The organism is Gilliamella sp. ESL0232 (assembly GCF_013346885.1).
Lineage (GTDB): Bacteria > Pseudomonadota > Gammaproteobacteria > Enterobacterales > Orbaceae > Gilliamella > Gilliamella bombi.
In genome coordinates this window covers 38,675-64,921 of the sequence record NZ_JAAEDW010000005.1, presented here as the reverse complement: position 1 = coordinate 64,921, position 26,247 = coordinate 38,675, and the positions used below count along the sequence as shown (strand labels likewise).

Annotated in this window: 20 protein-coding genes; 3 read left to right on the top strand and 17 right to left on the bottom strand. The window is 34.7% G+C overall.

The features are described from left to right. Nucleotides 1-11: 11 nt before the first annotated feature. The 6 genes from GYW75_RS06705 to gss all read right to left on the bottom strand — a co-directional run bounded on the left by GYW75_RS06705 (nt 12) and on the right by gss (nt 12,529). The gene (locus tag GYW75_RS06705) at nt 12-1,976 is read right to left on the bottom strand and encodes a vWA domain-containing protein (protein ID WP_174798841.1); all 1,965 of its coding nucleotides are present in this window, start codon (nt 1,974-1,976) and stop codon (nt 12-14) included. 12 nt (nt 1,977-1,988) lie between these two features. Then, nucleotides 1,989-2,993, bottom strand: coding sequence for a hypothetical protein (locus GYW75_RS06700; protein WP_174798840.1), 1,005 nt, complete (start codon nt 2,991-2,993; stop codon nt 1,989-1,991). A 114-nt stretch (nt 2,994-3,107) separates the two neighbouring features. After that, nucleotides 3,108-5,780 carry a putative virulence factor gene (locus tag GYW75_RS06695; RefSeq protein ID WP_174798839.1) on the bottom strand — a complete coding sequence of 891 codons (2,673 nt, stop codon included), beginning with the start codon at nt 5,778-5,780 and terminating at the stop codon, nt 3,108-3,110. Then, entirely contained in the window at nt 5,777-8,803 is a 3,027-nt protein-coding gene (locus GYW75_RS06690; protein ID WP_065609325.1) for a virulence factor SrfB, read from the bottom strand. Before GYW75_RS06690 ends, GYW75_RS06695 begins: the two co-directional genes overlap by 4 nt. A gap of 9 nt (nt 8,804-8,812) precedes the next feature. Then, nucleotides 8,813-10,369 carry an SrfA family protein gene (locus tag GYW75_RS06685; protein WP_174798838.1) on the bottom strand — a complete coding sequence of 519 codons (1,557 nt, stop codon included), beginning with the start codon at nt 10,367-10,369 and terminating at the stop codon, nt 8,813-8,815. 285 nt (nt 10,370-10,654) lie between these two features. Further along, nucleotides 10,655-12,529, bottom strand: coding sequence for a bifunctional glutathionylspermidine amidase/synthase (gene gss, locus GYW75_RS06680; RefSeq protein WP_174798837.1), 1,875 nt, complete (start codon nt 12,527-12,529; stop codon nt 10,655-10,657). 199 nt (nt 12,530-12,728) lie between these two features. Here gss and ybeD point away from each other — a divergent pair, with 199 nt between their 5' ends. Next, entirely contained in the window at nt 12,729-12,995 is a 267-nt protein-coding gene (gene ybeD / locus GYW75_RS06675; protein ID WP_034913328.1) for a DUF493 family protein YbeD, read from the top strand. Nucleotides 12,996-13,271: 276 nt separating this feature from the next. Here ybeD and adk read toward each other — a convergent pair whose 3' ends face one another. The 11 genes from adk to putP form a co-directional block, all read right to left on the bottom strand. Further along, complete coding sequence (gene adk / locus GYW75_RS06670) at nt 13,272-13,916, bottom strand: adenylate kinase (protein WP_034913307.1); 645 nt, start codon at nt 13,914-13,916, stop codon at nt 13,272-13,274. Between the two features lie 37 nt (nt 13,917-13,953). Beyond that, a complete protein-coding gene (locus GYW75_RS06665) occupies nt 13,954-14,205 on the bottom strand; it encodes a YfgJ family double zinc ribbon protein (RefSeq protein ID WP_081296711.1) in 252 nt (83 codons plus the stop codon). Between the two features lie 3 nt (nt 14,206-14,208). After that, the gene (der, locus tag GYW75_RS06660; protein ID WP_174798836.1) at nt 14,209-15,675 is read right to left on the bottom strand and encodes a ribosome biogenesis GTPase Der; all 1,467 of its coding nucleotides are present in this window, start codon (nt 15,673-15,675) and stop codon (nt 14,209-14,211) included. Nucleotides 15,676-15,694: 19 nt separating this feature from the next. Beyond that, nucleotides 15,695-16,867, bottom strand: coding sequence for an outer membrane protein assembly factor BamB (gene bamB / locus GYW75_RS06655; RefSeq protein ID WP_065590195.1), 1,173 nt, complete (start codon nt 16,865-16,867; stop codon nt 15,695-15,697). Nucleotides 16,868-16,893: 26 nt separating this feature from the next. Continuing rightward, on the bottom strand, nt 16,894-17,652 hold the full coding sequence (locus tag GYW75_RS06650; protein WP_065590196.1) for a YfgM family protein: 759 nt from the start codon (nt 17,650-17,652) through the stop codon (nt 16,894-16,896). 18 nt (nt 17,653-17,670) lie between these two features. Continuing rightward, nucleotides 17,671-18,948, bottom strand: coding sequence for a histidine--tRNA ligase (hisS, locus tag GYW75_RS06645; RefSeq protein ID WP_085164578.1), 1,278 nt, complete (start codon nt 18,946-18,948; stop codon nt 17,671-17,673). A gap of 24 nt (nt 18,949-18,972) precedes the next feature. Continuing rightward, nucleotides 18,973-20,082, bottom strand: coding sequence for a flavodoxin-dependent (E)-4-hydroxy-3-methylbut-2-enyl-diphosphate synthase (gene ispG / locus GYW75_RS06640; protein WP_174798835.1), 1,110 nt, complete (start codon nt 20,080-20,082; stop codon nt 18,973-18,975). A gap of 84 nt (nt 20,083-20,166) precedes the next feature. Next, nucleotides 20,167-20,610: a helix-turn-helix domain-containing protein gene (locus GYW75_RS06635; RefSeq protein ID WP_174798834.1), complete on the bottom strand. Its 444-nt coding sequence runs from the start codon at nt 20,608-20,610 to the stop codon at nt 20,167-20,169. Nucleotides 20,611-20,673: 63 nt separating this feature from the next. Then, on the bottom strand, nt 20,674-21,540 hold the full coding sequence (gene pdxY / locus GYW75_RS06630) for a pyridoxal kinase PdxY (RefSeq protein WP_174798833.1): 867 nt from the start codon (nt 21,538-21,540) through the stop codon (nt 20,674-20,676). A gap of 4 nt (nt 21,541-21,544) precedes the next feature. Continuing rightward, nucleotides 21,545-22,816, bottom strand: a complete 1,272-nt coding sequence (gene tyrS, locus GYW75_RS06625; protein WP_194240441.1) for a tyrosine--tRNA ligase — start codon at nt 22,814-22,816, stop codon at nt 21,545-21,547. 56 nt (nt 22,817-22,872) lie between these two features. After that, nucleotides 22,873-24,360 (bottom strand): sodium/proline symporter PutP, encoded by a 1,488-nt coding sequence (gene putP, locus GYW75_RS06620; protein ID WP_174798832.1) that lies wholly within the window; start codon nt 24,358-24,360, stop codon nt 22,873-22,875. 265 nt (nt 24,361-24,625) lie between these two features. Here putP and nth point away from each other — a divergent pair, with 265 nt between their 5' ends. Together nth and smrB are read left to right on the top strand one after the other, a co-directional pair. Continuing rightward, nucleotides 24,626-25,264: an endonuclease III gene (gene nth, locus GYW75_RS06615; protein WP_065561076.1), complete on the top strand. Its 639-nt coding sequence runs from the start codon at nt 24,626-24,628 to the stop codon at nt 25,262-25,264. A 6-nt stretch (nt 25,265-25,270) separates the two neighbouring features. Continuing rightward, nucleotides 25,271-25,816: an endonuclease SmrB gene (gene smrB / locus GYW75_RS06610; protein WP_065590202.1), complete on the top strand. Its 546-nt coding sequence runs from the start codon at nt 25,271-25,273 to the stop codon at nt 25,814-25,816. Nucleotides 25,817-26,247 lie beyond the last annotated feature (431 nt).

The window sequence follows — 26,247 nt, the reverse complement described above, 5'->3', positions numbered from 1 at the left end:
ACAACACAACTTTATGGCAACATTTCTAATGGTATAGGATACACATTCTCACGCGGATCGCTACCTTCAGCTAATGAAATCCAACGATCTACATCTGCATTACATTTTTGATAATAGCGAATTTTACTATTTAAATTACGAATAAATTTTTCTTGTTCAAGCCCACTCATACTTTTCCATGTATCTTGATCAAGCCCCGTTACATCGCTCTTATAAGGGATATTATCTAAATATTCACCAAGTAAACCCAAATCTGCAATTTTTGTGACAGAATCTGATTTTAATTTACTTGGATCTTGCCCCATTGCGGCAGCAACAGAGCGAAGTTGCGAAAACATATCATCGGCAGAAATCAATCCATCATTAGCTGCATTTGCAATTTTGCTAACAACATCACTCAGATCACTCAGTTGTGATTTTGTTAATAATATACGTGGCTCTGCTGTTGGTATAGTTGGTTTAACAAAATCTTTATCGGCAATCCAAGCCTTAAAAACTGACGGTGCTTTAGTACCTTTTACATCCCCTAAATAAGCAAGTTGCATTGCCTTACTTAATAACAATGCATCTTTTAACATATCAGAGTTATCATCTTTTGCATTTAGAGCATTACCAACAGAAGCTTCACCTCTATATGCTAGTTTGACTTGTTCAGATAGTGCTTGCGCTAATAAATCTACTTTTTTACCAAATTCATTAACATCACCAGCATTAACTGGGTAATAAAGTGATTTATGAATGAAATCGTTATAAGTTAAGTCTGAATATTGTGCTGCCGCTACTTGGTGATCTTTTGCACCACTTGGCGTTTTTAAATGTAGTGCATAAATGGCAACTCCTTTATGCTGAGCTTCAAGCCTTAATTGCGCTGCATCCATGCCAGTACTAGAAAGCTTATCATCCCCCGGAATCGCACTAGCATCTGTTATTAAAATCATATAACGTGCGCCAAAACTATTCCAATTAATATCATTTAATGCTTGAGCAATGCCCGCATAAGAATCTTCCGCAAAATACGAGGTAGAAACAGAAGCTTGTTTAAGTGAAGCACTTAACTTTTTAAAGTCTTCTTTATCCTTAACTTTATTTGGGTCGGCAAAAATCTTGGTAACAAATTCGAGCTTATCCGATGCTTTTAAGCTTGAGCGGAATGATATCAATCCGAATTTTACTTGTTCTTGTAGCTTTTCTTTTTCAATATGCTGATAAACTCGCGTTACCGCTTCTTTAGTTCTTGAAATATAAGGATCCATAGAAATAGTTGAATCAATAACAAACACAATAGCGGCTTTAAAAGGTACTACTTGATTTGCACTATCATCAGCAGTTTGAGCAGTGTTTTGCTTTGGGTTATTTTTTATCAATGATTCTTGTTTACTTACTGATGCGACCTCTAGCACTCGCTCATAAAACCCTCGCCCATTCATTACTTCTTCACCTTGCAAAATAGGTAATAAATAGAAATTACTTTTAAAATCTACAAACTCTTTAGGTTCTTGAGCAAGCACTTCTGGAGCTGCTTTATTCGCTTTTAGAGCTTCACGAATAGGTTTTAATAAAGTTTCAGGTTTATCGGCATCAACAATCGCAGTCAATGCAGCCTTATCCTTGAAAAATAGCAAAGGATCACGATCAACTGGATTAGTAAAAACTAATGTCATTTGCATATTCCAAGCAATAGTACATGAATCATTAATCCAACCAATAGTTTTTCCATAAGAATCTGGTCCTACATTAAGCCATTGCTGATTATTCTGATTTTTGCGCTCATAAACATAATAACGTGAAAATGCAGGTAAAGATTTACCAGTAGGATCAGCAATATTACTTTTTAATTCGCATGTTGGCGTACTTAGTACACGCTGATATAGCGTTTTTTTACCTACCTGCTTAAGCGGCTCTGCGGCAAAACCAATTAATGGTAAACATGTTAAACCTATTGTGGAAATCAGTTTTGAGATAGCTAGTTTATTCATTCTTGCTCCTCACTATTTTTGTAATTGGGTTAAACGATCTTTAACGAATGTATTCTTTGGATCGTTAGTCAAAGATGTTTCATACCAATAAATAGCCGTTTCTTTATCAGCTTCAAAACAATTATTCACTTCATAAAATTTTTCGTCATACTCTTTTGCATATAGCATAGCAATGTTAGCATTTGTTTGTGCTTGATTTGCATATAAACGCTGAGCTATATTACATTTTCCTGCTTTTTTAGCTTCAGTAATTATCTGAATAATTGCTCCCGTTTCAGGTTTAGTCTGTAAACATTGTTGAATAAATGTTAAATCATCAGTAGAAATGTTGCTTAAACTACATTGTTCACCAACTTCCACTGTGGGAGTAGGTTGTAATTGTTTTTGGAAAAATAAAAAATACCACGCCGCAAGACCTAGTCCAATTAGTATCATACATCCAACAACAATAGAAACAATTAGCCCTAGGCGACTTTTTGATTTAACTGGTTCCTCAGGAGTTATTCCAGATTCTGACTCCGTTTCAATAGGTTCGACTAATGTTTCCTTTTGAGAGGTAATATTAGATTCTTCAATTAATGGCGGTTCATCTTCAACAATAGGATCATTAACTGGCTCAGGATGTTCTATAACTTGTTCTTCATTAGATAAAGTTGTTTGTGCGTTTAATGCTGTTGAGGCAAAAACAGTTTCTGCAATACTAACAACACCACCATCAACATAACTTTGATTTTGCTTATCACGAATTTGTATAAGAAATCGGAGCTGACTTTCTTGTGTCACCAAAGAGTCGACCAACCATTCACCAACGTATCCCGTTAATTTTTCATTTTCAACTGACATATTTTCAAGAGTATGCCAATTTTTTTCGGGGTTCCATTGATTCAAGCCAGATAAGTAATAGCCATCCTGATTGCGTTGTACAAGTATATCAATTTGAGAACTACCACTCCATTTTTGAGCTAAAAACTTCGCAATACCGGGTTTATAACTATCTAATTCAATTCTTAATGCCATGATATCCTCTATTTTTATACTCAAATACGCGAGTATTATTCATCCGATCTATTGAATAGGGAAACATTTTCAACTCAAATAAGACTTCCCTATTACTCTATTTTTTATTTAATTTTAATTAATCTGCGATTGTTTGAAAAAATTAAGAATTTCACCCAATCGGCTATTTTGTTCTTGACTAATTTCTCGTCCTGCATGGTGCCCCACATTTTCTTGCGCAAGCATTGCAAATGCAACAAACCAATCAAATATCGCATACTGGGAATAATTTTTAGTTTTATCGTCCAGTTTCGGTAATGAATGTGATGATTGAACATTCAATTCACTTAGCGGTGAAGAAAATATCGGTTTCCCCTGATTAACTTTACTCATTGGTATATCACTTCCCTGCCCTTGAATAAAACCAAGCCATGCAATAAAATCGGCTAGTAAAGTGTGAATAGTACTAATTTGTCTAGATTCTAGATCATCACGCTTACTACCAGTATTTTCGTTATTCAAAATATGCTCGGTTAAACTTGCTTCAAGTTTCATTCGATTAGCTGCAGTAATAAGTTCTTCTACAATAAAAGAGAGTGATTTTTGATTGATACCAAAAAACTGTAAAATATGCTTATCTAATACAATATTCCTTAAATGCTCTAACCATGCCGAAAAAACAGTTTTGGCAAACTTTGATTCGGTTGGTAATGTGGCAACTTGTTTAGTGGTCAATGGTGAATTCTCATCAGAAAATAACTCGAAATCAGCATTTAAACCAAAATCATTCGATAAATTATCTAACAAATTATCATTGCTATCTTGCTGTGTTTCATTTTCTATTGTATTGGAATGATAAAGTGCTCTAATTGTTTGATCTGGTAATTCAAACACTTTAAGTAGTTCACCTAATAATAGTGCTTTACTTTGCAATTCTTTAACTGCATCAGCAATTACTTGCTTTTTCTTAACTAGCTCTTCATCACTATCCGCTTGATACCAAGTATCAAAACGCATATTAATAATGTAATCAATTTTCTCATTAAGTTGTTCAACAATACGTTGTTGTTTTACTTCCGTAATGGCAACTTGCTCCAAGTATTGGCTAATTCGGCCTATACCGCCATCATTAAGTTTTAACATGGCATCCCATGCTTCTTCTGGCTGGAACACATATTCTTTAATATCACTATTTTGCACAAATGTATTTTTTAATACATTCATTTTATCTTGATAATTTTCTCTATAATCAATCTCTTGGCTAGTGCTCGGTTCGACATTTAAAAATGGCACATCAAATCCTGGTTTTCGAACTAGAAAAATATTATTAAATTTGTGATTGTTCGACCAATTACTTAACCAATCATAACTACCAAAACGTTCTAAGATAGTTTGTTGTAACAAACCTCCTTTGCCCCAGCTATTTTTTAAATTATCTTCAGATAGTGTTAATGATGTGCCAATGCGTTTATCAAACATGGTTATTGCCCATAATAATCCCGGCTTTTTAGTAGCTCTTTTTTCAGCTGTTTCACCTTGGGTTTTATCAATCCAGCGCTCAAGTACTGGACCTACATCATTAACATCAGATTGTTTATCTGATGGTGTACAAACAACTAGCACATTCATTTCCTGGCTGTCAGTATATTTTTCAAAAAGATAAGCAACTTTACCACGCAATAAAAGCTGAGCAATTGGATTACCTTCTTTAACATCAGAAATCGATATCAAGTTTAGACGGCCTCGGTATCCAGGAAAATCAAGTAAATCTACATTTTCAAATGTTGGTACTCTGGTTTTATTGACTAATGGAAAAATTAATTCGGCAGTTAAAAAAGCCAATTGAGCTAAAGATATAGTTGTTGGTGCGCCATTTAATGGCGTTATAGTGACAGATGAATCTTTGTCGGTATTTAATCGCTCAAGAATATCAACATTCATAATACTGTCAATTTGTGACTTAGTACCGTTATTATCTTTGATTAAGACAGAAAGCGGCGCATATACCGTTTCAGCATGACTAAAACTTGATAAGGTCGTCGCTAGTTGGGTATAGATTGTGGTGAGTTCAGAAATACCACCCCATAAAACAGAAATCAGTTCACCACGATCAGATACAGGCAAATAAGGAAGAAGGTGCGTTGCTTTTTCCCAATATCCCCCTTTCAAACCTTCAAGCGAGTTACCGAAGTTCTCAGATAAATAATCATAAAGATCAACAACATCATCTTCAATAATACCGCCAACATAGCTTATTTGTTTTTTATTTTCTAACCGTTGAATCAACTGATTTAGCTGTGAAAACTCAATTTTATTGGATACTTTTTGTTGGTCAAAATCTTTAAAATAGGCATTTATTAAGATTTTTACAATTTCTATCTCTTTAAATAATTTTAATTCTAACGGATAGTTAGCTATACCACCTTTAGCAATACGGCTAAAACGAGTAACAAGACCTGTCGCTTCTTTACCACTACCTACAGGGTTTACATGATCAATAAAGTCTAAAACTTCGTTATCAACAACCGTTTCAAGCTTACCATTTTCACCCGCAGCTAGCGCTGAAATAAGGTACGATTTACCTGCCTGTGATAATCCAAAAAAACCAACTGCAACAGACTTAGTTGATACATCACCCAATCGTTTTGCACTATTACGTAAACGACGTAAATCTAAAATTAAATTATCTGCTTCACTATCTAAACGTTTAGATGAATGGCGTGTTTGATCTACCCACTCAATGGCCTTTGCTGATGCTTGATAGACCTGTTCCCAAGATTTAGGAAGTTGTTCATTTAAGTTTTTCATCGTTTTATCATTCCACTATCAAGCCAATATTGCGTACTTATTAAACCAGAGTTAACCATTGTATTTAAACTTAGTTTAATATCCTGATTTTTATTGCAGGCTCGCCCATCAGAGGCTTTTACATCCTTAATATAAAAATTTTCGACCGTTTTTTGTTTGTTTTTTATGCCGAGAGTAACTTCTAATACGACGCCTTCAGCACTTAATCGCTTGGCCACTTCACTATTTTCAATTGTTAAAATATAAATAGGCGATGCTGGCCACCTTTCAACTTCGAGTTGCCTAAAACCAAGTCTTGTGGTGCCTCTAATTTCAAATGAGAGATCAGGGAAATCATAATCAGGATTATCTAAGTCAATATCTTGATAATAAACATTTTCTTTTTTAATCATATTAAGATTATCTAAAAGTCCAATGTATTTAACTGTTGAATATAAATCCATATTAGAAGATCTAAAATAGAAATTAGGTAATCGTAAATTTTTACTTAAAAAACAAAGCATAGCACCCACAGCAGCCGTTGTTTTAGGATCATCAATGCGTTCTTGTTTATGAAAAGGATACCAACCACCAGTATGATAACCATGTAAAGGCAAAATTCGCCCTGCAGGCATAGATAAGCGTGATCGGAAATAACTTTGAATTCCCGGTAATCGAGAAGGGCGACCAGTTAATAAAAGAACATCACACTGATAACAACTAATAATTTCGGATAATGCATCAAACGTTTTACAGATGTTGTAATAATCACCACGAATAAACAAATAATGTATACGTTTAAGGTTAATATCGATACTTAAATCAAGTACCGAAAACTCAGGGTTATTTAATGCGCGCCTAATAGGTTCATTTATAAAATTAAGCACATTGTCAGTCATAGTATTATGTTGTAATAATTCGCCAAAGGTAGAACGATAATCATGTTGCTCTGAATGTAATGGATCATAAAGTTCATACGCTTTTAATATTTGTAATCCAACCGGTGTAAATAACTGTAAAGTGAGTTGTTGGCGCAATACCGCATCTTGGATAGATAGTTGTTGTGAACCAATAATAGTAGATAAAATTGGGTTTGGATCTGCAATTCCAGCTTGTTTTAGACCATTTGTTAAAGCGGTTAGAACGGTATCTTGAATGATATCAAGTAAAATATCATCACCTGCAACTTTGAATCCATCACGAAAACGTTGCGTTGGTACAATATAAGCATTACTACTGTTGGTTTGACCACTTACACCATAATCTAATTGGTAATCGTTAATCACTAAATCTGTTGTGCCGCCACCAATATCAACTGTTGCAATAGTTAGTTTCTGTTTATTAGCTTTACCTGGACGTACCATTGAAGCAATAAATTCTTCACTGCGCCCATTATAATTATTTTGTGTCTCGTTAAAGAGGTAAACCACTTGCCCGCAAGTCGCCTCGTCCCATTGAATATACACTTCAGGGATATTTGGCCATACACTTTTTAGTTGTTCTGGATTATTAAAATCAATATTTTTATCTGAACTATCCCAACCTAGGCTTTTCCAAACCAAACCTATTGCTTGATATACGCAACTTTTAAATATTGCTTGTTCTGGTTTTGGCATAGCTGGCGGAATAGTTAAAATAATAGATCTTAAATTACGTGGCGTTTTAGCATGCTCGAGTTTATTACGCTGAGCAACACTATTCATTTGCATTAATGCATGCATTAATACTTCACATAACATAAAAGTCATCAAAGAACTGCGTGAGTATTTTGGGTGGAAAACTGGCATTTTACGGTCATACTCTTCTTCAATATCATTACTTAAAATATGTAATGCTTCACCGTATTCATTAATTAAGCTTGAAAAAGGTTCAGCTGTAGCAAATGGTTCATGATCACTTTTTACATAATGAGAATTAAAACGCCAACCTTGCTCATATTTATCTTGATCCCATAAATAGCGTTTAGGGCTTGAAAGACCCGTTGCACCTTCATTACCCTCTCGCCGACTTGCAAGCCGACTTGCCTCTTGGCCTACACGGACAATACTTGGCCATCGGAATGTATCTCGTCGACCGCTTTGTAATGAAAAATGTTCTTTACCGAAAAAAGTTTGGGCAAATTCTACTCGGCTTTCAAACGGTTCATTGTAAATATGCTCTGGTTGGGTTAAGTCTCGAATTTCAAGCTCATAACGATGATTTAAACTATCTTTATCTTGGGCATGATCTTCAATTAAAATGCCACAAGTGCGTGAATTACCCACATCTAAAATCATATCAACAGGAATTGATTTAACAACATCATCTTTATTGTTTGACACAATTTTAATTGTTGGCAATTGCAAGGAGTCGGCAAGTAAGTGGATGATATTTAGGTAATGCGCATAATAAGATTTATTTTTAATCTCTTTATTAATATCATCTTTATGTATCTTTAAACGTTCAGGTTGTGGCGCGAGTTCTTGAAAGAGATCAATTAACCAACTGGTTATCCATTTGAGTTCTAAATACCATGAAACGTGATCTGAGCGATGTGCTAAACTAAATACTGCACCAGTCATCACATCGTTTTCGGTTGGCGCAAGATAAGCAACATCTTGTAAGTTAGCAAATACTTTTGTATCAAAAGCAAAAGTGATTCGATGTGTATTACCATCAGGATCTTCACCTTCAGGAATACTAACGATTCGAACTCGGCTCCAGTTATGTGGCCCTTTATCAAAACGATTTGAAGGTATTGAACGTAACATAGGAACTGGTAACCAAATGCCATCGTATAGTTTTAAGGACTGTTCAACACTAATTTCCTGTGTTGGATTAACAGCAAATGTGGGATTATCTGGTGTAAAAAATTGACCACTTTCCACATCTTCAACCAACCTAATTAGCGCACCACTCTCAGAGGGATCAATAAAGCACCCATTAACTTTACTGCGCCATTCATTATCTTTCCAATCGATTTTAAGTGCAAAGTCAAGAAACTGAATACCGCTATTCATAATAAGTGTCACTTCTTGACCATAATTGCGTAATTCTGGAAGCATATACAACCTTTATTGTTTTTTCATTGTTATTGGGAATGAAGTCCCATTATTATAAATTCCCTGACAATTAGCATTATTATTTTTGTCTGGTGTACATTGAATCTTTGGTAATTGATATTTGGTATTGTCACTACAAACAGCCTCAGTGTTACCCGTTATATCTAAATTGGCATTTTTAATGTTTGTACCCACATTACCTGTACATTTGACACCATCACTACGTGTTACAGTGACTTCGCCATTCCCATCATTAAAGTTATAACTTAATTGTAATGGTTTACCAGTGGCTTTATCTTGAATACCACCATTTACAGACCATTGACCATTTAAGAATTTTGTCGATCCTTGTTTAATTGCATCAGCTGGCATAGCTAAATGATTAGTTTGATCAACAGCTGAATTAGAATCTGATTTATTATCTTTATCCGATGGCGAAGATGTCTGCTCAGCACTATCTTTATCTTGTTTATCTTGTTTATCTTGCTCGCTTTGATCATTTTGGATATTTGCATCATCTTTTTTATCAGGATCTAAAGGGGTAGATTTGTCATCTTTATCATCCGTTCTTGCCGCATCTTGCTCGCTTTTATTATCTTTAGCATCAGGATCTGGAATATTATTACTATCATTTCCATTGTCTGTAGGTAAAGAATGATCAACTGAATCACCAGCCACGTTGCTATTGGTAGGAATATTATTTGCATTGTCTAAAATCGTACCATTTGGTATAGCGTTATTGGTGACACCTAATCGATTATCAACGACAACATTTTTTGGCTCTGGATCTTTTCTATCTTGTTTTTCATCTTTTTCTGGTTGGCTAATATTGCTATTATCTAAAGATACATTCGGGTTAATCGATATTTGAGGTTTTAGCCAACAGCCGCGTAATAAAAACAATGCTAACAAAAGTAACAATAAAGGTAATAACCCTAACAACCATACCCACCAACGTTTCCACCATGGTCTATTATTAATTTGTGGAGTAACTACTTCTGTGATTGTTGGCGTTACTTTTTTTGCAGGCTCTAAACAATAGAATGGAGAATTTACTTGAGGCGTTTGTGGATAAACAAACCCCCAAAAAGTAATCACTGGTTTACCATTAACAATATAAACAAATTGATTACTAGGAAAGCGTATTGCCATCAAGTTAGGTTCTAGACTTTGTGAATTGTGTTTTGGATCATAAATAAGGCGGCTGAACAATAGCTGATCGCCTTTAATATTTGGGTTACTAGCTAGTTGCTCACCTAGAGCCACAACTTTTCGCTCAAATTCCTTTAAAAGCTTAAGGGCGGATTCTTGTTCGGATTCACTAGCCGATGTCCAAGGGACTATATCATATTGCCCATCTGGTTGATTTGAATCAAAAGGAATATACCAATCAATAATATTACCTTGGTCATTGCGTTGAGGAATGGCTAAATAATCGGCAAATTGTTTGCCTAATTTAACTCTAAACGTTTCCCGAATTTGAGCTGCGACTAAATAAGCAGCTTTTCCATCATGCCCAAGCATTTTGAAATCTTTAATATCACCACTTCGAAGTAATGTATTTGCCATATATTTCTTTTCATTCCTTTATATCATTTTTATTTCTTATAATTTCTTTTTAAAATTATGACAAGTTTAACAGAAAACGCCATTATTGTAATTGATATCATCATGGATATTCTGAATTTTAAACATATCTTTTAATAGATTATGTCATAAATGGCAGAATTAATACAGATTATAAAAAATTAAATAATCAACTGAATTATAATAACTTTAATCATAATTGCGATACGATTGATGAGCTTAACTTTTATACTAAAACATATACTTTCCTGAAAGTTTTTTACAAAATTATTTTAAGAACTCATCATCTGTTAATACTCGTAATGGTTGCATATCGCTTTCACCTTTTATAACTAACGAAGGATCGGAGCGTAAGCAAGTCCCACCATAATGTCCACCAACAGTAAAAGTACATAACTGTAGATAACGATCTTCGACTTTCGGTAAGCACCATAGTTCTTGATAAATATTTTCTTGTTTAGCAAATCGACCTACTGTTTTATCAAGGATCTGTTCTTGATTATTCACTAATTGAATATCACTACCACGGCGTCCAGCTATTGGTTTTATTGCATAACCTTTTTTAATTAGGCTTTCATTGAGTTCAAATGTAGACTCTAATAGGTAACGATGATTAGGAAATAAAGACCATAATACGGGTAAAATAGCTTTATTACTTGGAATAACCGTCCACAGTGGTTCGAAAACAGAGACTTCCGGTCGCAAAAGCACATCGAGCAATCTAACTGAATTTTCAGGATGCCATGTACGAATTGGTAAACCTGCAATTTGTGCCTCGCTTTCTTCTCGAAGTTGCTCTAATACCGTTTCCCAAGCCCATGTTTTCCAGACACAAGTTACTTGGCGATCTTCATCATCAACAAGTCGACCACGTTTATCCCATCTTAGTCCAGTAAGCCCTCGTAAAATTTTGCTATTAAATCCCGCTTGAGTAAGTGCTGTTTGCATAAATAATGCATGATAATTTTCTTCACTATCATTATCTTGCATAATATGAACAAAAGATTGAGCATCACTATGCTTCCAACAGTTAGCTAAAGAATTAAGCAAACCACTACTAGGATTGGTTCCTATATTCAGTCCAGCTTGAATAGCCCATTTTTGCAAAATATGACCTGCCTCAGTATGGCAAGAAGCAGAATCAGCATTATATTCATAGACTTTAAAGCCTCGTTCATCCATACAAAAATCTAACCGCCCAGTAATCATTTGGTAACGGCGCTGCTGCCATGAAAGTCTTAATCTTGGCCATAATATTTCTGGGATATTAAAATTAAGTAATAAATTATCGTCCTTTAATACTTTATCTGTGGCATGCAAATACATTAAATGTAATTCATTGGTTGCGCGAATAAGCTCTTGTTCGGCACTTTCAGAAATAGTGAAATAGCGATAGTGATCATCATGACTAATAGCATGACCTGTCGCTGAAACATACGCACTTTCTAATGGATCTGATTCATTTAACCAATTTTTATCAAATTGACCTTGGTTTTCAATATGCGCGCTATGAATTTCAAGTAACGGTTTAGGAATTTTAGGTTGCGGTAAACTATATTCAGTCTTGTCAGTTTGAATCATCCACCCTAAGATTTTCGTATCATCAAACGAGTCATGTAGTTGGTAACCGTCACTGGTCACTGTCATTTTAAGTTCACGAGTCCATTGCTGCCCAATTGGTAAACGCTTATGTATGACATTTTGTTCTGCTATCCGTACTTTATCTTTAAATACTTCAGTAATGATAGCCACATGACCTGTACGGTCAAAAAAACCACCATCATCCCAAACAAGTAACGCACCAGCCTCGGGCTTTTTTTTGCTTCCGTTTGCAAAAGCTTGCAAAGGTAAAATCGCTTCATTAACAACTTTCCTTAGAAAACGTAGTGAAAAAATTTCATGCGCCATACCAACATCTGTAAAAACAATACCATAGTTTAAAAATAAAAATCGCCTTGCAAATTCAACGCATTGCCATTTATATCCCATATATTCATAACCAGAATAGCTACGAAAAGATGCATCATTAGGGTATTGTTTTTGATCTAAAGTTTCATAATCAGATGAATAAATGGCAACGCCACCTGGCGCATACCCTAATAATGTACCAAAAGGTTCTTTATTATTGAACTTAGATGACATGTTATTTTAGCCTTATTAGTAAATAGCAAGATACGTTAATTACACTATGTTATAATTTTCTATCATAGATCAAAATATATACTTTAAAAAGCAATGTTTATTATTCGTTACTTGAAGAATAGTAAACTGCCTATATATAGTGTTTATTCTTGGTAGTCGTAACGATACATCGAACCAAATAAACGAGAAAAATAAAATTATGCAAAAAACTAAATTAAATGAGTTATTAGAGTTCCCATGCTCTTTTACCTATAAAGTAATGGGAGAAGCAAAACCAGAGCTTGTAGACAAAGTGGTATCAGTGATTCAACGCCATGCTCCTGGCGATTATACGCCATCAATCAAACCTAGTAGTAAAGGTAATTATCATTCTGTATCAATTACCATTAATGCAACGCATATCGATCAGGTCGAAAATCTTTATAAAGAATTAGGTGAAATCGATATTGTAAGAATGGTTTTATAGTGTTTTACTTTTTGCTAAAAATTGAAAGTTTTATCGGTATAGATAAGGCTTTCTGCTATACAATAAAAAATTCAATAAAATCAATGCCCTACCTGAATGATTTTTAGTGAATATTCATCTTTATTACAACAAAAGAATTAATTAGAAAATATTATAGAATCAATGTATTTTATTAAGATATTCAAATTAGTATTGTATAAGCAGTAACATAAATTCATTCAAGATGATAAAGCGCAAGATAGTGTTAACTGCCTTGCGCTTTTAATAAAAAACAAATTATCCTAAAATTTTCACTAATTCTTTTGTTACTTCAGTTACAGCTTGCGTTCCATCAATACGGAAATATTGTGTCCGCCCTTCTTTGGCTTCATGCTGATAATAACTAATTAGTGGTTTAGTCAAATCGTGATATTCAACAAGGCGTTTACGAACGATTTCTTCGTTATCATCTTTGCGAATAGTAAGTGGTTCACCAGTCACATCATCAACATTTTCAACCTTTGGTGGATTATGGCGAATGTGATAAACACGACCTGAAGGAGCATGAATTCGGCGCCCACTCATACGATCAATAATCACTGCGTCTGGTACATCAAATTCAAGCACATAGTCAACATTTATGCCAGCTGTTTTCATTGCATCTGCTTGTGGAACCGTGCGAGGGAAGCCATCTAGCAAAAAGCCATTAGCACAATCGCTTTGTGCAATACGTTCTTTAACTAATGCAATAACGAGTTCATCGGTAACTAGCTTACCGGCATCCATTAACTCCTTAGCTTGTAAACCAAGTGGACTACCAGCTTTTACTGCTGCTCGCAACATATCACCAGTTGAAATTTGAGGAATACCATATTTTTGCATAATAAATTGTGCTTGTGTTCCCTTTCCAGCTCCTGGTGCTCCTAATAAAATAATTCTCATAAAATAACCTCTTATAGCTTTAATATAAATAAAGCTTCTATTCTGGTAGATAATGAAATATCACCTTACTGCTGGATATTAAACCATCAGTTGGGCAAATATAGTTAACCGCTCCACAACCTTTGATCATTTGAGCTTTTTGCAAACAAGTTGGGCAAATATACTGTTCAAGATAATGTTGCTTACAATGAGGACAATTAAAATTCTGTGGCGAAACAACACTCATTTTATGATGACACTTTGGACAAAGGCCTTCTTTCCCTGAATCATTCATTAATTTTCCTGACATAAATTAGTTTCGCCCTCTTACATGCTTCATTAATCGACGACGTTTACGTTGCTGTGATGCAGTTAAAGTATTTTTTCTACCTTCGAATGGGTTAGCCCCTTCTTTAAACTGAATTCGAATTGGTGATCCCATGATTTTTAGTGATCGTCTAAAATAGTTCATCAAATAACGTTTATAAGAATCTGGTAGATCTTCTACTTGGTTACCATGAATCACAACAATTGGTGGATTATAACCACCAGCATGTGCATATTTCAGTTTAACACGTCGTCCTCGAACTAAAGGCGGCTGATGGTCATCTTGTGCCATTTGCATAATCTTGGTTAATAATGCGGTATTAACACGACGTGTTGCACAATCATATGCTTCTTGAATCGAATCAAATAAGTTACCAACACCACTACCATGCAACGCAGAAATAAAGTGCACACGAGCAAAATCAATAAAATCTAATCTATCATCTAATGTCGTTTTAACTTGCTCTTTGATATCTTGTGATAAACCATCCCATTTATTAACGGCTATTACAAGTGAGCGCCCACTATTAATAATAAAACCAAGTAATGATAAGTCTTGATCGGATACACCTTCTCTGGCATCAATAACTAAAATAACAACATTAGCATCTTCAATTGCTTGTAACGTTTTAATAACTGAAAATTTTTCAACTGTTTCAGTAACTTTTCCTCGTTTACGTACACCAGCCGTATCAATCAAGATATATTCACGTTCATCTCGATTCATTGGTATATAGATACTGTCTCGAGTTGTCCCTGGCATATCATATACAACAACTCGCTCTTCACCTAAAATTCGATTAGTTAGTGTTGACTTACCAACATTTGGTCGGCCAACAATAGCAACTTTGATAGGTTGATTGATTAATGATTCTGTTTCATCAACAAAATCATCACATAATTCAGTTAGATTATCTAATTGTTGATTATCATCCGAGTTATTATCTTCGTTATTATCGAACTGGAAAATAGGATCTAATACAGTTTCAATTAATGAACTTACGCCACGACCATGACTAGCTGCAATTGGGTGAATTTCTCCCAATCCTAAACCATAAAAATCAGAAATCGCAGTATCGGCATCAATACCATCAATTTTATTGGCTACTAAAAAAGTAGCTTTATCGCGAGAACGGAGATGTTTTGCAATAGCATGATCAGCTGGCATTGCACCAGCTCTAGCATCAACCAAGAAAAGAACAATATCAGCTTCTTCTATTGCTTGCAGGGATTGTTCAGCCATAAAGCTTTCAACCCCATCTTCTGTTCCATCAATACCACCAGTATCAATCAAGATATATTCATGGCCCTTGATCTCAGCTCTTCCATATTTACGATCACGAGTTAATCCAGGAAAGTCAGCCACTAAGGCATCTCGAGTTCGTGTTAACCGATTAAATAGAGTCGACTTTCCAACATTTGGACGACCAACAAGCGCTACAACAGGTACCATGTTTCTTCTCTAGATTACTTTAATTCTTTGTAAAGGCGTAAATATCACCATTTTTAGCTTGGACAATTAACTTATTGCTTACAACTAATGGTTTAGATATTAATCCGCTACTACTCACTTGTGTTTTAGCAACAAGTTCACCGTTTTCAGCATTTAACCAATATAGGTAACCTTCAAAATCACCAAACACGACATAATTCTGGTAGATGACAGGATCAGTTAACAAACGATGAGTAAAGTTTGACTGAGTCCAAAGTTCTCCGCCACCACTCTTAGCGATGGCCCGAACATTGTCATCCTGATCAATAACAAACAATCTATCGGTATCAACAGCAAAGCTATGAATAGATCCAAGTACTTTACGCCAAACAGTTTGACCATTACTTAAATCAAGCGCAACAACACTACCATTATAACCAACAGAATAGACTAAATTACCTTCAACTACCGGAGTAGAATCAACATCATTTAATTTTGCTATTTCTGTAGAGCCTGATGGCTGTGAAATGCGCTGTTGCCAAATTAATTGGCCATCATTAATATAGTAAGCATTTACTCGACCATTATCATCACCAACGATTGCTGCACCATGAGCGATAGTGGGTGTAGAGTTACCTCTTATTGATAATGTTGGAACTTCGAAGGAAACATCCCACAAATAATCACCAGTGTCACGATTAATACCTTGAAGAACACCATTAGCAGTATGAATTATTAATTTGTTATCAGAAGATACCGGGCGGGCAAGTACTTCCCCTTTCACTGCTTTTTCCCAAACAACTCTACCATTGAGACGATCTAACGCATAGACAATGGCACGTTCACTACCTACATAGACATATTTATCATCAGCACTTACACCACCTGAAAATAGTGCAGTTTTACTACTGAAAAGTGTACTTTTAGATAAATTGACATCCCATATAGTATTACCACTTGATAAATCAATTGCCTTAACTTGTCCACTACGACTCGCTACATAGATAGCATTATCATAATTAATCGGACCTAATAATGAATAAATATGAGTATTACCAGCAGTACTATTTTTCCATACTTGTTGAATAGAAAATTGATTATCTACTTTCGGTGACGGTGCAATTTGTACAATCTCATCTTCTTTACCGAATAAAGAACACCCAGCTAGTGAAAAAACAAAAACACCAACAAAAAGATATTTTGATAACTTCATTGTATAGACCCTTATAGCAGGATAAATTAATTTTTACTTTCTTCAGATGCAGCTTGCTTCGCTTTAGCTTCTTGCTCTGCTTTTTCTTTGGCTGCTTGAGCCTCTTTTTCTGCCTTTTCTTTAGTAGCTAAAACTTCTTGTTCAACTTCTTGTTTTGCTTTTAAATATTCAGCTTGGTTCAACTTCATTTTAATACTTTCTTCTAAATCTTTAGTTGGTGAAGAAGTCAAAGCAACATTATAAGCACTCACTGCGTCAGCATAACGAGTCATTTTAACAAGCACATCACCTCGGAGATCATTAATTACGGCACCCCAACTTTCATTAGTTACATTACCTAAAGATGTTAGGCTTTCTTGATATTGACCTTGTTGATACTGTAAGCGTGCTATACGAATATTGGTAATCGCTTTAACAGGCTCAGAATCCGCTTTCTTTAATGCATCAACTAACAAGGCTTGTGCCTCAGGATAATCTTTTAATACCTCAACATAAAATTTTGCTGCACGCAAATTAGCAAACACGCTATAAATAGTATCGTTGTTTTTAGCAAAAGATACTAATTCATTAACAGAATCTGGTTTATTATCATCTAATTGAGCAATTAATTGTTCATACTTATCTGATGATGCTATCGCCTTTTCAACTTTATATGATTGCCAATAACGCCAGCCATAAAAGGCCAATAATCCAATCACAATAATGGCAACCATAATTTTCCATGTTTTAGCAAAAAAACCTTTTATCTCTTCAATTTGTTCTTCACTGGATAACTGATGACTCACGTTTTTCTCCTATTTCCTTTACTTAATAGACAAACAAGTTTGGACAATATCTGCTTGTGCCACTTCAACTTGTTCGCCTGTTTGTAAATTTTTAATCATTACTGTCTGATTAGCTAATTCATTTTCACCAATAATAACTGCTATCTTAGCACCTAATTTATCTGCTTTGGTAAATTGTTTCTTAAAATTACTGCTACCATAATTTGTCATGATTCGCCAATCAGGTAGACCATCACGCAATTGCTCTGCAACACTTTGAGCAACTGAAATGGTTTTTTCATCACCAGAGGTGATCATATAAATATCAATCGAATTATCACCATTAAATGATGGATTAACCGCTTGAACTAATAATACTAAACGTTCAACTCCCATTGCAAAACCAACTGCTGGTGTTGGTTTTCCTCCAAGTTGGCCTACAAGACCATCATATCGTCCACCACCGCAAACGGTTCCCTGTGCCCCTAGGCTGTTAGTTACCCATTCAAAAACTGTTCGATTATAGTAATCCAAACCGCGTACTAATCTTTGATTAATATTATATTCTATCCCAGCACTATCCAATAGTCGGCATAAGTTTTCGAAGTGAATTTTGGACTCCTCATCTAAATAATCAAACAATTTTGGAGCTTGATTCAGCAGCTCTTGAACAACTGGATTTTTTGAATCAAGTATGCGCAACGGATTAGTATACATTCTACGTAAACAATCTTCATCCAATTTATCTTTATATTGTTCAAGAAAAGTAACTAATGCATTTCGATAGTTGACCCTAGCCTCAAGCGAACCAATTGAATTAAGTTCAAGAGAAGTATGCTGTTCGATACCAAGTGCTCTCCAAAAACGAGCCGTTAATAAAATCAGCTCGGCGTCAATATTGGGCCCTTCAAGTCCAAAGACTTCAACACCAAATTGATGAAATTGACGATAACGCCCTTTTTGTGGTTTTTCGTAACGAAATGCCGGTCCTAAATACCAAAGGCGTTGTTCTTGATTATAAAAAAGTCCGTGCTCAATTCCTGCACGAACACAACCTGCAGTAATTTCTGGGCGTAAAGTAATGCTTTCATCATTTCGATCATTGAAAGTATACATCTCTTTTTCAACAATATCGGTGATTTCTCCGACCGCTCGCTTAAATAGTGCGGTATCTTCAACAATAGGCGTTCTAATTTCGTTGTAGCCATAACTGTTTAGTACACCTTTAACGATTTTTTCAATCTGTTGCCAACTTGCACTATCTGTTGGGAGTAAATCGTTCATCCCTCGTATAGATTGGATCTTTTTCTCTGTCATTTATTTATTCACTATCTAATAAAATTATAATTCAGTTGCTGCAATTCTGTTTTTCAATATTAATGCTTTAGCACGAATTCTAGCTTCTAACTCATCAATCATTTGTTCATTATCAATACGACCAATACGTACACCATCTTCATAAAAACCACTTTTGTTATGACCGCCAGCAACTCCCATAGTTGAAGCTAATGCCTCCCCAGGACCGTTAACCACACAACCAATAATTGATACATCCATCGGTGTAATAATATCTTCTAATCGCTGTTCTAATGTATTGACTGTATTAATCACATCAAACTCTTGGCGAGAACAGGTTGGACAGGCAATAAAATTAATGCCACGAGACCGTATACGCAGCGATTTTAAAATATCAAATCCAACTTTCACTTCTTCTGTAGGATCAGCAGCTAAGGAAACTCGAAGTGTATCGCCAATGCCTTCTGATAGCAATAATCCCAATCCAATGGCCGATTTAATAGCACCACTTCGAACACCACCTGCTTCAGTTATACCTAGATGCAATGGTTGCTTTATTTGCTTAGCTAACAATCGATAAGCATCAACTGCAGTAAACACATCAGATGCTTTTACACTAACTTTAAACTGATCGAAATTAAGTCTGTTAAGTATATCGACATGGCGCATCGCTGATTCAACTATCGCTTTTGGAGTAGGTTCACCATATTTTTCTTGAATATCTTTTTCAAGAGAACCAGAATTAACGCCGATTCGTATCGGGATATTTTTATCTTTAGCACAATCAACAACAGCTCGAATTCTTGATTCATTACCTATGTTGCCAGGATTGATTCTTAAGCAATCAACGCCATATTCAGCAACTTTTAATGCAATACGATAATCAAAATGAATATCAGCAATGAGTGGAACTTTTGCCTGCTGCTTAATAAATTTAAAAGCTTCAGCTGCATCCATTGTAGGTATAGAAACACGCACAATATCTACACCAACACGTTCAAGTGCTTGAATTTGGGCTACTGTTTTTTCTACATCTGTGGTTCGAGTATTTGTCATTGATTGAACTGCAATCGGAGCTCCACTACCAATAGGAACATTGCCGACATAAATTCGGGTAGATTCTCGTCTAACAATTGGTGAATCTTGATGACTCATACATACTTAACCATTTTACAAAATAACTAGTAATGATCTTAACAAGATTTAAGACAAATGTCTGTATGAGAATAAGAAAATTTGCTAACTATTAACACGAGTAGCTGAGGCTGGAGAAATATAATGACTTACTTCAATAAGATTACTTTTATTATCTTTATTGGCATAATATAAAATTACACCAAGCGCACAAAGCATTATAAATATTCCCCAAAAAATAAAAGGAGCTTTTCTAGTTCTTTTTGTTTTAAATGCTTGCGTTTGAACTTTCTTTTGTTGAGACTTAGATTGTTTAGTTAATTCATCGAAATACGGTTGATAGTGTTCTGATGATAAGCCAACAATTTCGGCATAAGAACGAATATAACCTTTTACAAAAACAAGTGGGACGTGAGGTAATTGGTCATTTTCGATATCAACAATTACTGTCTTTCGCACATGAATTTTATTGGCAATATCATCTTGAGTTAAACCCATTTGTTCTCGTAAATCAACGAGCATCACTCCTAATGAAATATTATCCATCATACCCTCATTTAATACTAATCGTTAGCTAATTTAATCTTTACAAACAGTTACATATTTTTACAATTAATCAATTTTATTTGCATTAAACCATTGTGCTGGTTTTTCAATTTCATTTTGAGCTGCAACTAATTGTAATTCATATTCATCTTGTTTTAAGGTTTCAAGCATAACCGCATACACGGCCGAAGTAGTATGTTCTAAAGCTTCAACCAATGATTTCCCAAGTAAAACATTAGCTAAAAAAAGTCCACTTGTCATATCACCAACACCAACGGGTTGTCTTACACCAAAGTCAACTAGTGGTCGGTCAATATGCCATGCTTCTTCGCTAGTTACAAGCAACATTTCAAAGCGATCAATTTTATATCCAGCTCTGCTTAAATGTTTAACTAAAATCGCTTTAGGCCCTTTTTTACATAACTCTCGACAAGCTAAAATTGCTTCATCAACATTATTAATACGTTGTTTTCCATTAAGCTCTTCAAGTTCCAAAATATTGGGTGCCATCATATCAGCCATAGGCAATGCTGTATTGCATAAAAACTCAGAAACACCTGGTGCAACAAAACATCCTTTTTCAGGATGTCCCATTACAGGATCGCAAAAGTAAATAGCATTAGGATTAACAGCTTTTACTTTTTTAACTATTTCAATAATTGCATTACCTTGTTCAGGTGATCCCATATAACCACTTAATACTGCATCACACCGTTTCAATTCATCAATTTCATTAATTCCATCAGCAATTTCGGTTAAATGCGATGCAGACATTACCGTTCCAGTCCATTGTCGATATTGAGTATGATTAGAAAATTGTACGGTGTTTAAAGGCCAAACATTTACGCCTATTCGACGCATAGGAAATACAGCCGCACTATTCCCTGCATGACCAAATACAACATGTGACTGAATCGATAAAATATTTCTCATGAAATTAACTCCAAATTAACAAACAGTAATATTTTTTACCACGACGAAGTAAAGTATAACGATTATATAGTTTATCGCTATCAGTAAAATGATAATCAGTTGTAGTGTTACGTTCACCATTAACAGAAATAGCATTAGATTCAATCATCGTTCTAGCTTGTCCTCTTGATGGTGCAAATTCCGCATTAACAATTGCTTGTTGTAAATCAACATTTTCCTCAACAGCTAATGTTGGCATACCATCTTGAGCTAATTGTTCAAAGTCAGCTTCAGACAAGTCAGTTAATTTACCAGAGAATAGGCTTTCTGTAATACGTTTTGCTGCGATCAATCCTTCTTCACCATGAACTAAGCGTGTAACTTGCTCAGCAAGTACATATTGAGCTCGTGGTGCAACACCACTATTTTTATCTTCCTCTTCCAATGCATCAATTTCACTTAGAGGCATAAATGTGAAGAATTTTAAGAATCGATAAACATCAGCATCAGCAGTATTTATCCAGAATTGATAGAATTTATAAGGACTTGTCTTCTTAGGGTCTAGCCATACGGCACCACTTTCAGTTTTACCAAATTTGGTCCCATCGGATTTAGTGATTAACGGTACAGTCAAACCATAAACTTGTTTTTGATGTAAACGACGGGTTAAATCAATACCTGCAGTAATATTACCCCACTGATCAGACCCACCAATTTGTAAAACAACATCATGTGATTTATTCAAACAAGCAAAATCATAAGATTGTAACAAGCTATAAGAAAATTCAGTAAATGAAATACCCACCTCATCACGATCTATACGTTGTTTTACTGATTCTTTATTAATCATCGCATTAACTGAAAAATACTTACCAACATCACGTAAAAATGTCAGTACATTCATGCCACTAAACCAATCATAGTTATTAGCCACAATCGCTGAATTTTCACCACAATTAAAATCTAAAAATGGTGACACTTGTTGTTTGATCTTTTCACTCCACTCAATAACTGTTTCCTCAGTATTAAGTTTTCGTTCAACAGCTTTAAAACTTGGATCGCCAATTAATCCAGTTGCTCCCCCTACAAGCGCAACAGGTTTATGACCAGCTAACTGAAAACGTTTTAAACAAAGTAATGGAACTAAATGACCGAGATGCAAACTATCTGCTGTTGGATCAAAACCACAATAAAGCGCAATAGGATTTTGTTCAATTTGTTCTATTAGTGCTTTTTCATCAGTAAGCTGAGCAATCAGCCCACGTTCTTGTAGTTGTTTGATCACATTTTTTGTCATGATATTTTACCTATTAAATTTATTACAGTTATATTCTAGTTTAAATAAAATTTATTCTAATTTATTTTGTTGTGATAACGTTTATACGCTTGTTTAAAATGATCTGCTACTGTTTCGTTTGGTTTTTTATCAAAAAGACTAAAAATAATAATAGCTATAGAAGCAAATAAAAATCCAGGGATAAGCGAATACAAATTAAACCAATTAAAATTAATCCATAGCAACACAGTTATGGCACCGGTTATCATTCCAGCTAGCGCTCCATTACGTGTCATACGTGACCAAAAAACAGAAAATACGATTATAGGACCAAACGCCGCACCAAATCCAGCCCAAGCATGACTCACTAAATCAAGTACACTATTATTTGGATTAATAGCTAATAAAATAGCAATAACTGAAACTAATAGCACCATTATACGACCAACCCAAACCAGTTCCTTCTGTTTTGCTTTTGGTCTAAAAAACGCACGATAAAAATCTTCTGTTAGAGCACTTGAGCAAACTAATAACTGACAACTTAATGTACTCATGACTGCAGCTAAAATAGCTGCCAACAAAATACCAGCAATCCAAGGATTAAAAAGTAATTTCGACAATTCGATAAAAATACGTTCATGTTTACCATCGTTAATCAAGTAAGATAAATCTGGATTATGAGCAAAAAAGGCGATACCAAAAAAACCAACCGTGATTGCGCCAGCTAAACACAAAATCATCCATGTCATACTAATCCGTCGAGCGTTTTTCATTACTTCATGTGAATCAGCAGCCATAAATCTGGCTAAAATATGAGGTTGCCCAAAATATCCAAGCCCCCAACCTAATAATGAAATAATGGCAATAAAATCCATATGAGCAAATAAATTGGTATAATCTGAATTGAGCGATTCAATATATATCAATGCATCAGAAAGCCCACCAGCATTCACCATAACCATAATTGGCGTTAGAATAAGTGCAAACATCATTAAACTAGCTTGAATAGTATCAGTCCAGCTTACTGCTAAAAAACCACCGATAAACGTATAGGCAATTGTTGCACCTGCACCCGCTAACATCGCCCAGCCATAGCTCATACCAAATGTACTCTCGAATAACTTTGCGCCTGCAACTACACCAGAAGCACAATAAATGGTAAAAAATATTAGAATAATGACAGCTGAAATAATGCGTAGAAGTGAGCTTTTATCATCAAATCGACGAGCAAAATAATCGGGTAAAGTTAATGAATTATGATTGATTTCAGTAAAGACTCGTAATCGTCCTGCAATGAGTAGCCAATTTAAATAAGCACCAATAATCAATCCGATTGCAATCCAACTTTGTGAAATACCAAACAAAAAAACAGCACCAGGTAATCCCATTAATAGCCAACCACTCATATCTGATGCGCCAGCTGAAAGCGCAGTCACAACACTACCGATACGACGCCCACCTAAAATATAATCACCAAAATTTTGCGTTGAGCGAAACGCAAAAAAACCTATGGCAATCATGCCTAAAATATATACAGCAAAGGTGACAATCATTGGTAAGGGCATATCTTTAAAAAACCTTATTTGATAAAATTAAGAAATAGTACGCTAGCTTATCATAAAATGACTATGCTAAAAAGTCAGTGAGTATAAATGTGAATAGACAAATAATAAAAAACTAAACAACATTAAAAATAAAAATATCTTACAATTATTAATCAGTATGTTTCATCGTTCCCATCTATATTAAAAAAACTAAAGGCAACTTACAGATAAACAGTAAATAAAAGTATATAATATGCACCTTACTATTTTTTAATAAAATTATTTTGTGAAACAATCTACCCGAATTCAAATTCTAGAAAGATTAAAGGATCATATTAAAGATCCAACAACAGAACTAGTGTATGAAACACCTTTTGAACTATTAATCGCAGTAGTACTTTCTGCTCAAGCGACTGACGTTAGTGTAAACAAAGCCACAAAACCACTGTTTGCTATTGCAAATACGGCTGAACAAATTTTGGCTCTTGGTATTGAGAAATTAAAAAGCTACATCCGCACCATTGGCCTTTATAACAGTAAAGCAGATAACATTATAAAAACATGTCAAATTTTGGTAGATAAATATCAGGGTGAAGTCCCTGAAAGTTTTGATGCACTAATTGAATTACCGGGTGTTGGTCGTAAAACGGCAAATGTTGTGTTAAACACCGCTTTCGGTTGGCCTACCATTGCAGTTGATACACACATATTTAGAGTAAGCAACCGTACAGGTTTTGCACCAGGTAAAACGGTAGAGGTTGTTGAAGAAAAATTACTGAAAGTCGTACCTAAAGAATATAAAATAAATTGTCACCACTGGCTAATATTACATGGCCGTTATACCTGTATTGCTAGAAAGCCTAGATGTGGATCCTGTGTTATAGAAGATTTGTGCGAATTTAAAGAAAAAATTTACCCAGAGTAGAAATCAATGCCAAATAAATTTAATTTAGACCAAGATGATATAAACTTGTTTAAAAATAGTATTGGTAACATCACCAAAAAACTAAAACAAGATACTGTCGTTCATAAACCACAGAAACGTTCACAAAAAGCAATAGAAACCCAAAAACAGCAATATGAAAAAATTAATGCTGAATTTTATTTTTCTGATGATTATCAGCCGCTATTGCAAGAAGACCCAATTCGCTATAGCCGAGAAAATGCAGATCCCTACGAAGTAAAAAAATTGCGCCGTGGATTTTATGAACCAGAATTCTTTTTGGATCTACATGGGTTAACTCAACAAGAGGCTAAAAAAGAAATTGCCGCTCTTATCGCAGCATGTTTACATGAAAGAGCTCATTGTGCTTGTATCATGTATGGACATGGGAAAAACATCTTAAAAAAACAAACACCCATGTGGCTAGCTCAACATCCTCATGTTATCTGTTTTCATCAAGCGCCTAAAGAATTTGGTGGCAACGCAGCACTTCTCATTTTATTTGATATCGAGAACAAACTAATAAATAGTTAGCTTTTGAAAACTTAACTATCTAGATAATCATAAAAATAATTTTTTACTCTTCTTCCGTCAATTTTCATCTAAACCTTTGTGATGACATTAGCATGTAGATAAAAAACAAAAAATAAAATAACGTTAACTAAAGAATAATGTTTAAAAAATAGTTGTTAATAACATAAAACAAAAAAACCAGCTTAGCGATAACGTCAAGCTGGTAAACATTGGAAGCAATGTGAGCAATGTCATACTTTTTCAAAAGCCTCTAAAGCTCTAACAAAGTACGAATTAATGATAATGATTATCATTAACAAAATCAAGCATTTTTTTATTTTTCTAAGCTAAATAAAAATAAACGCTTTATTCACTAATTTCATAATAAGAGGATTGATATTTAACAATATAAAAAATAAGCAGAATATTCCTATTCTGCTTTTTATAAAAAA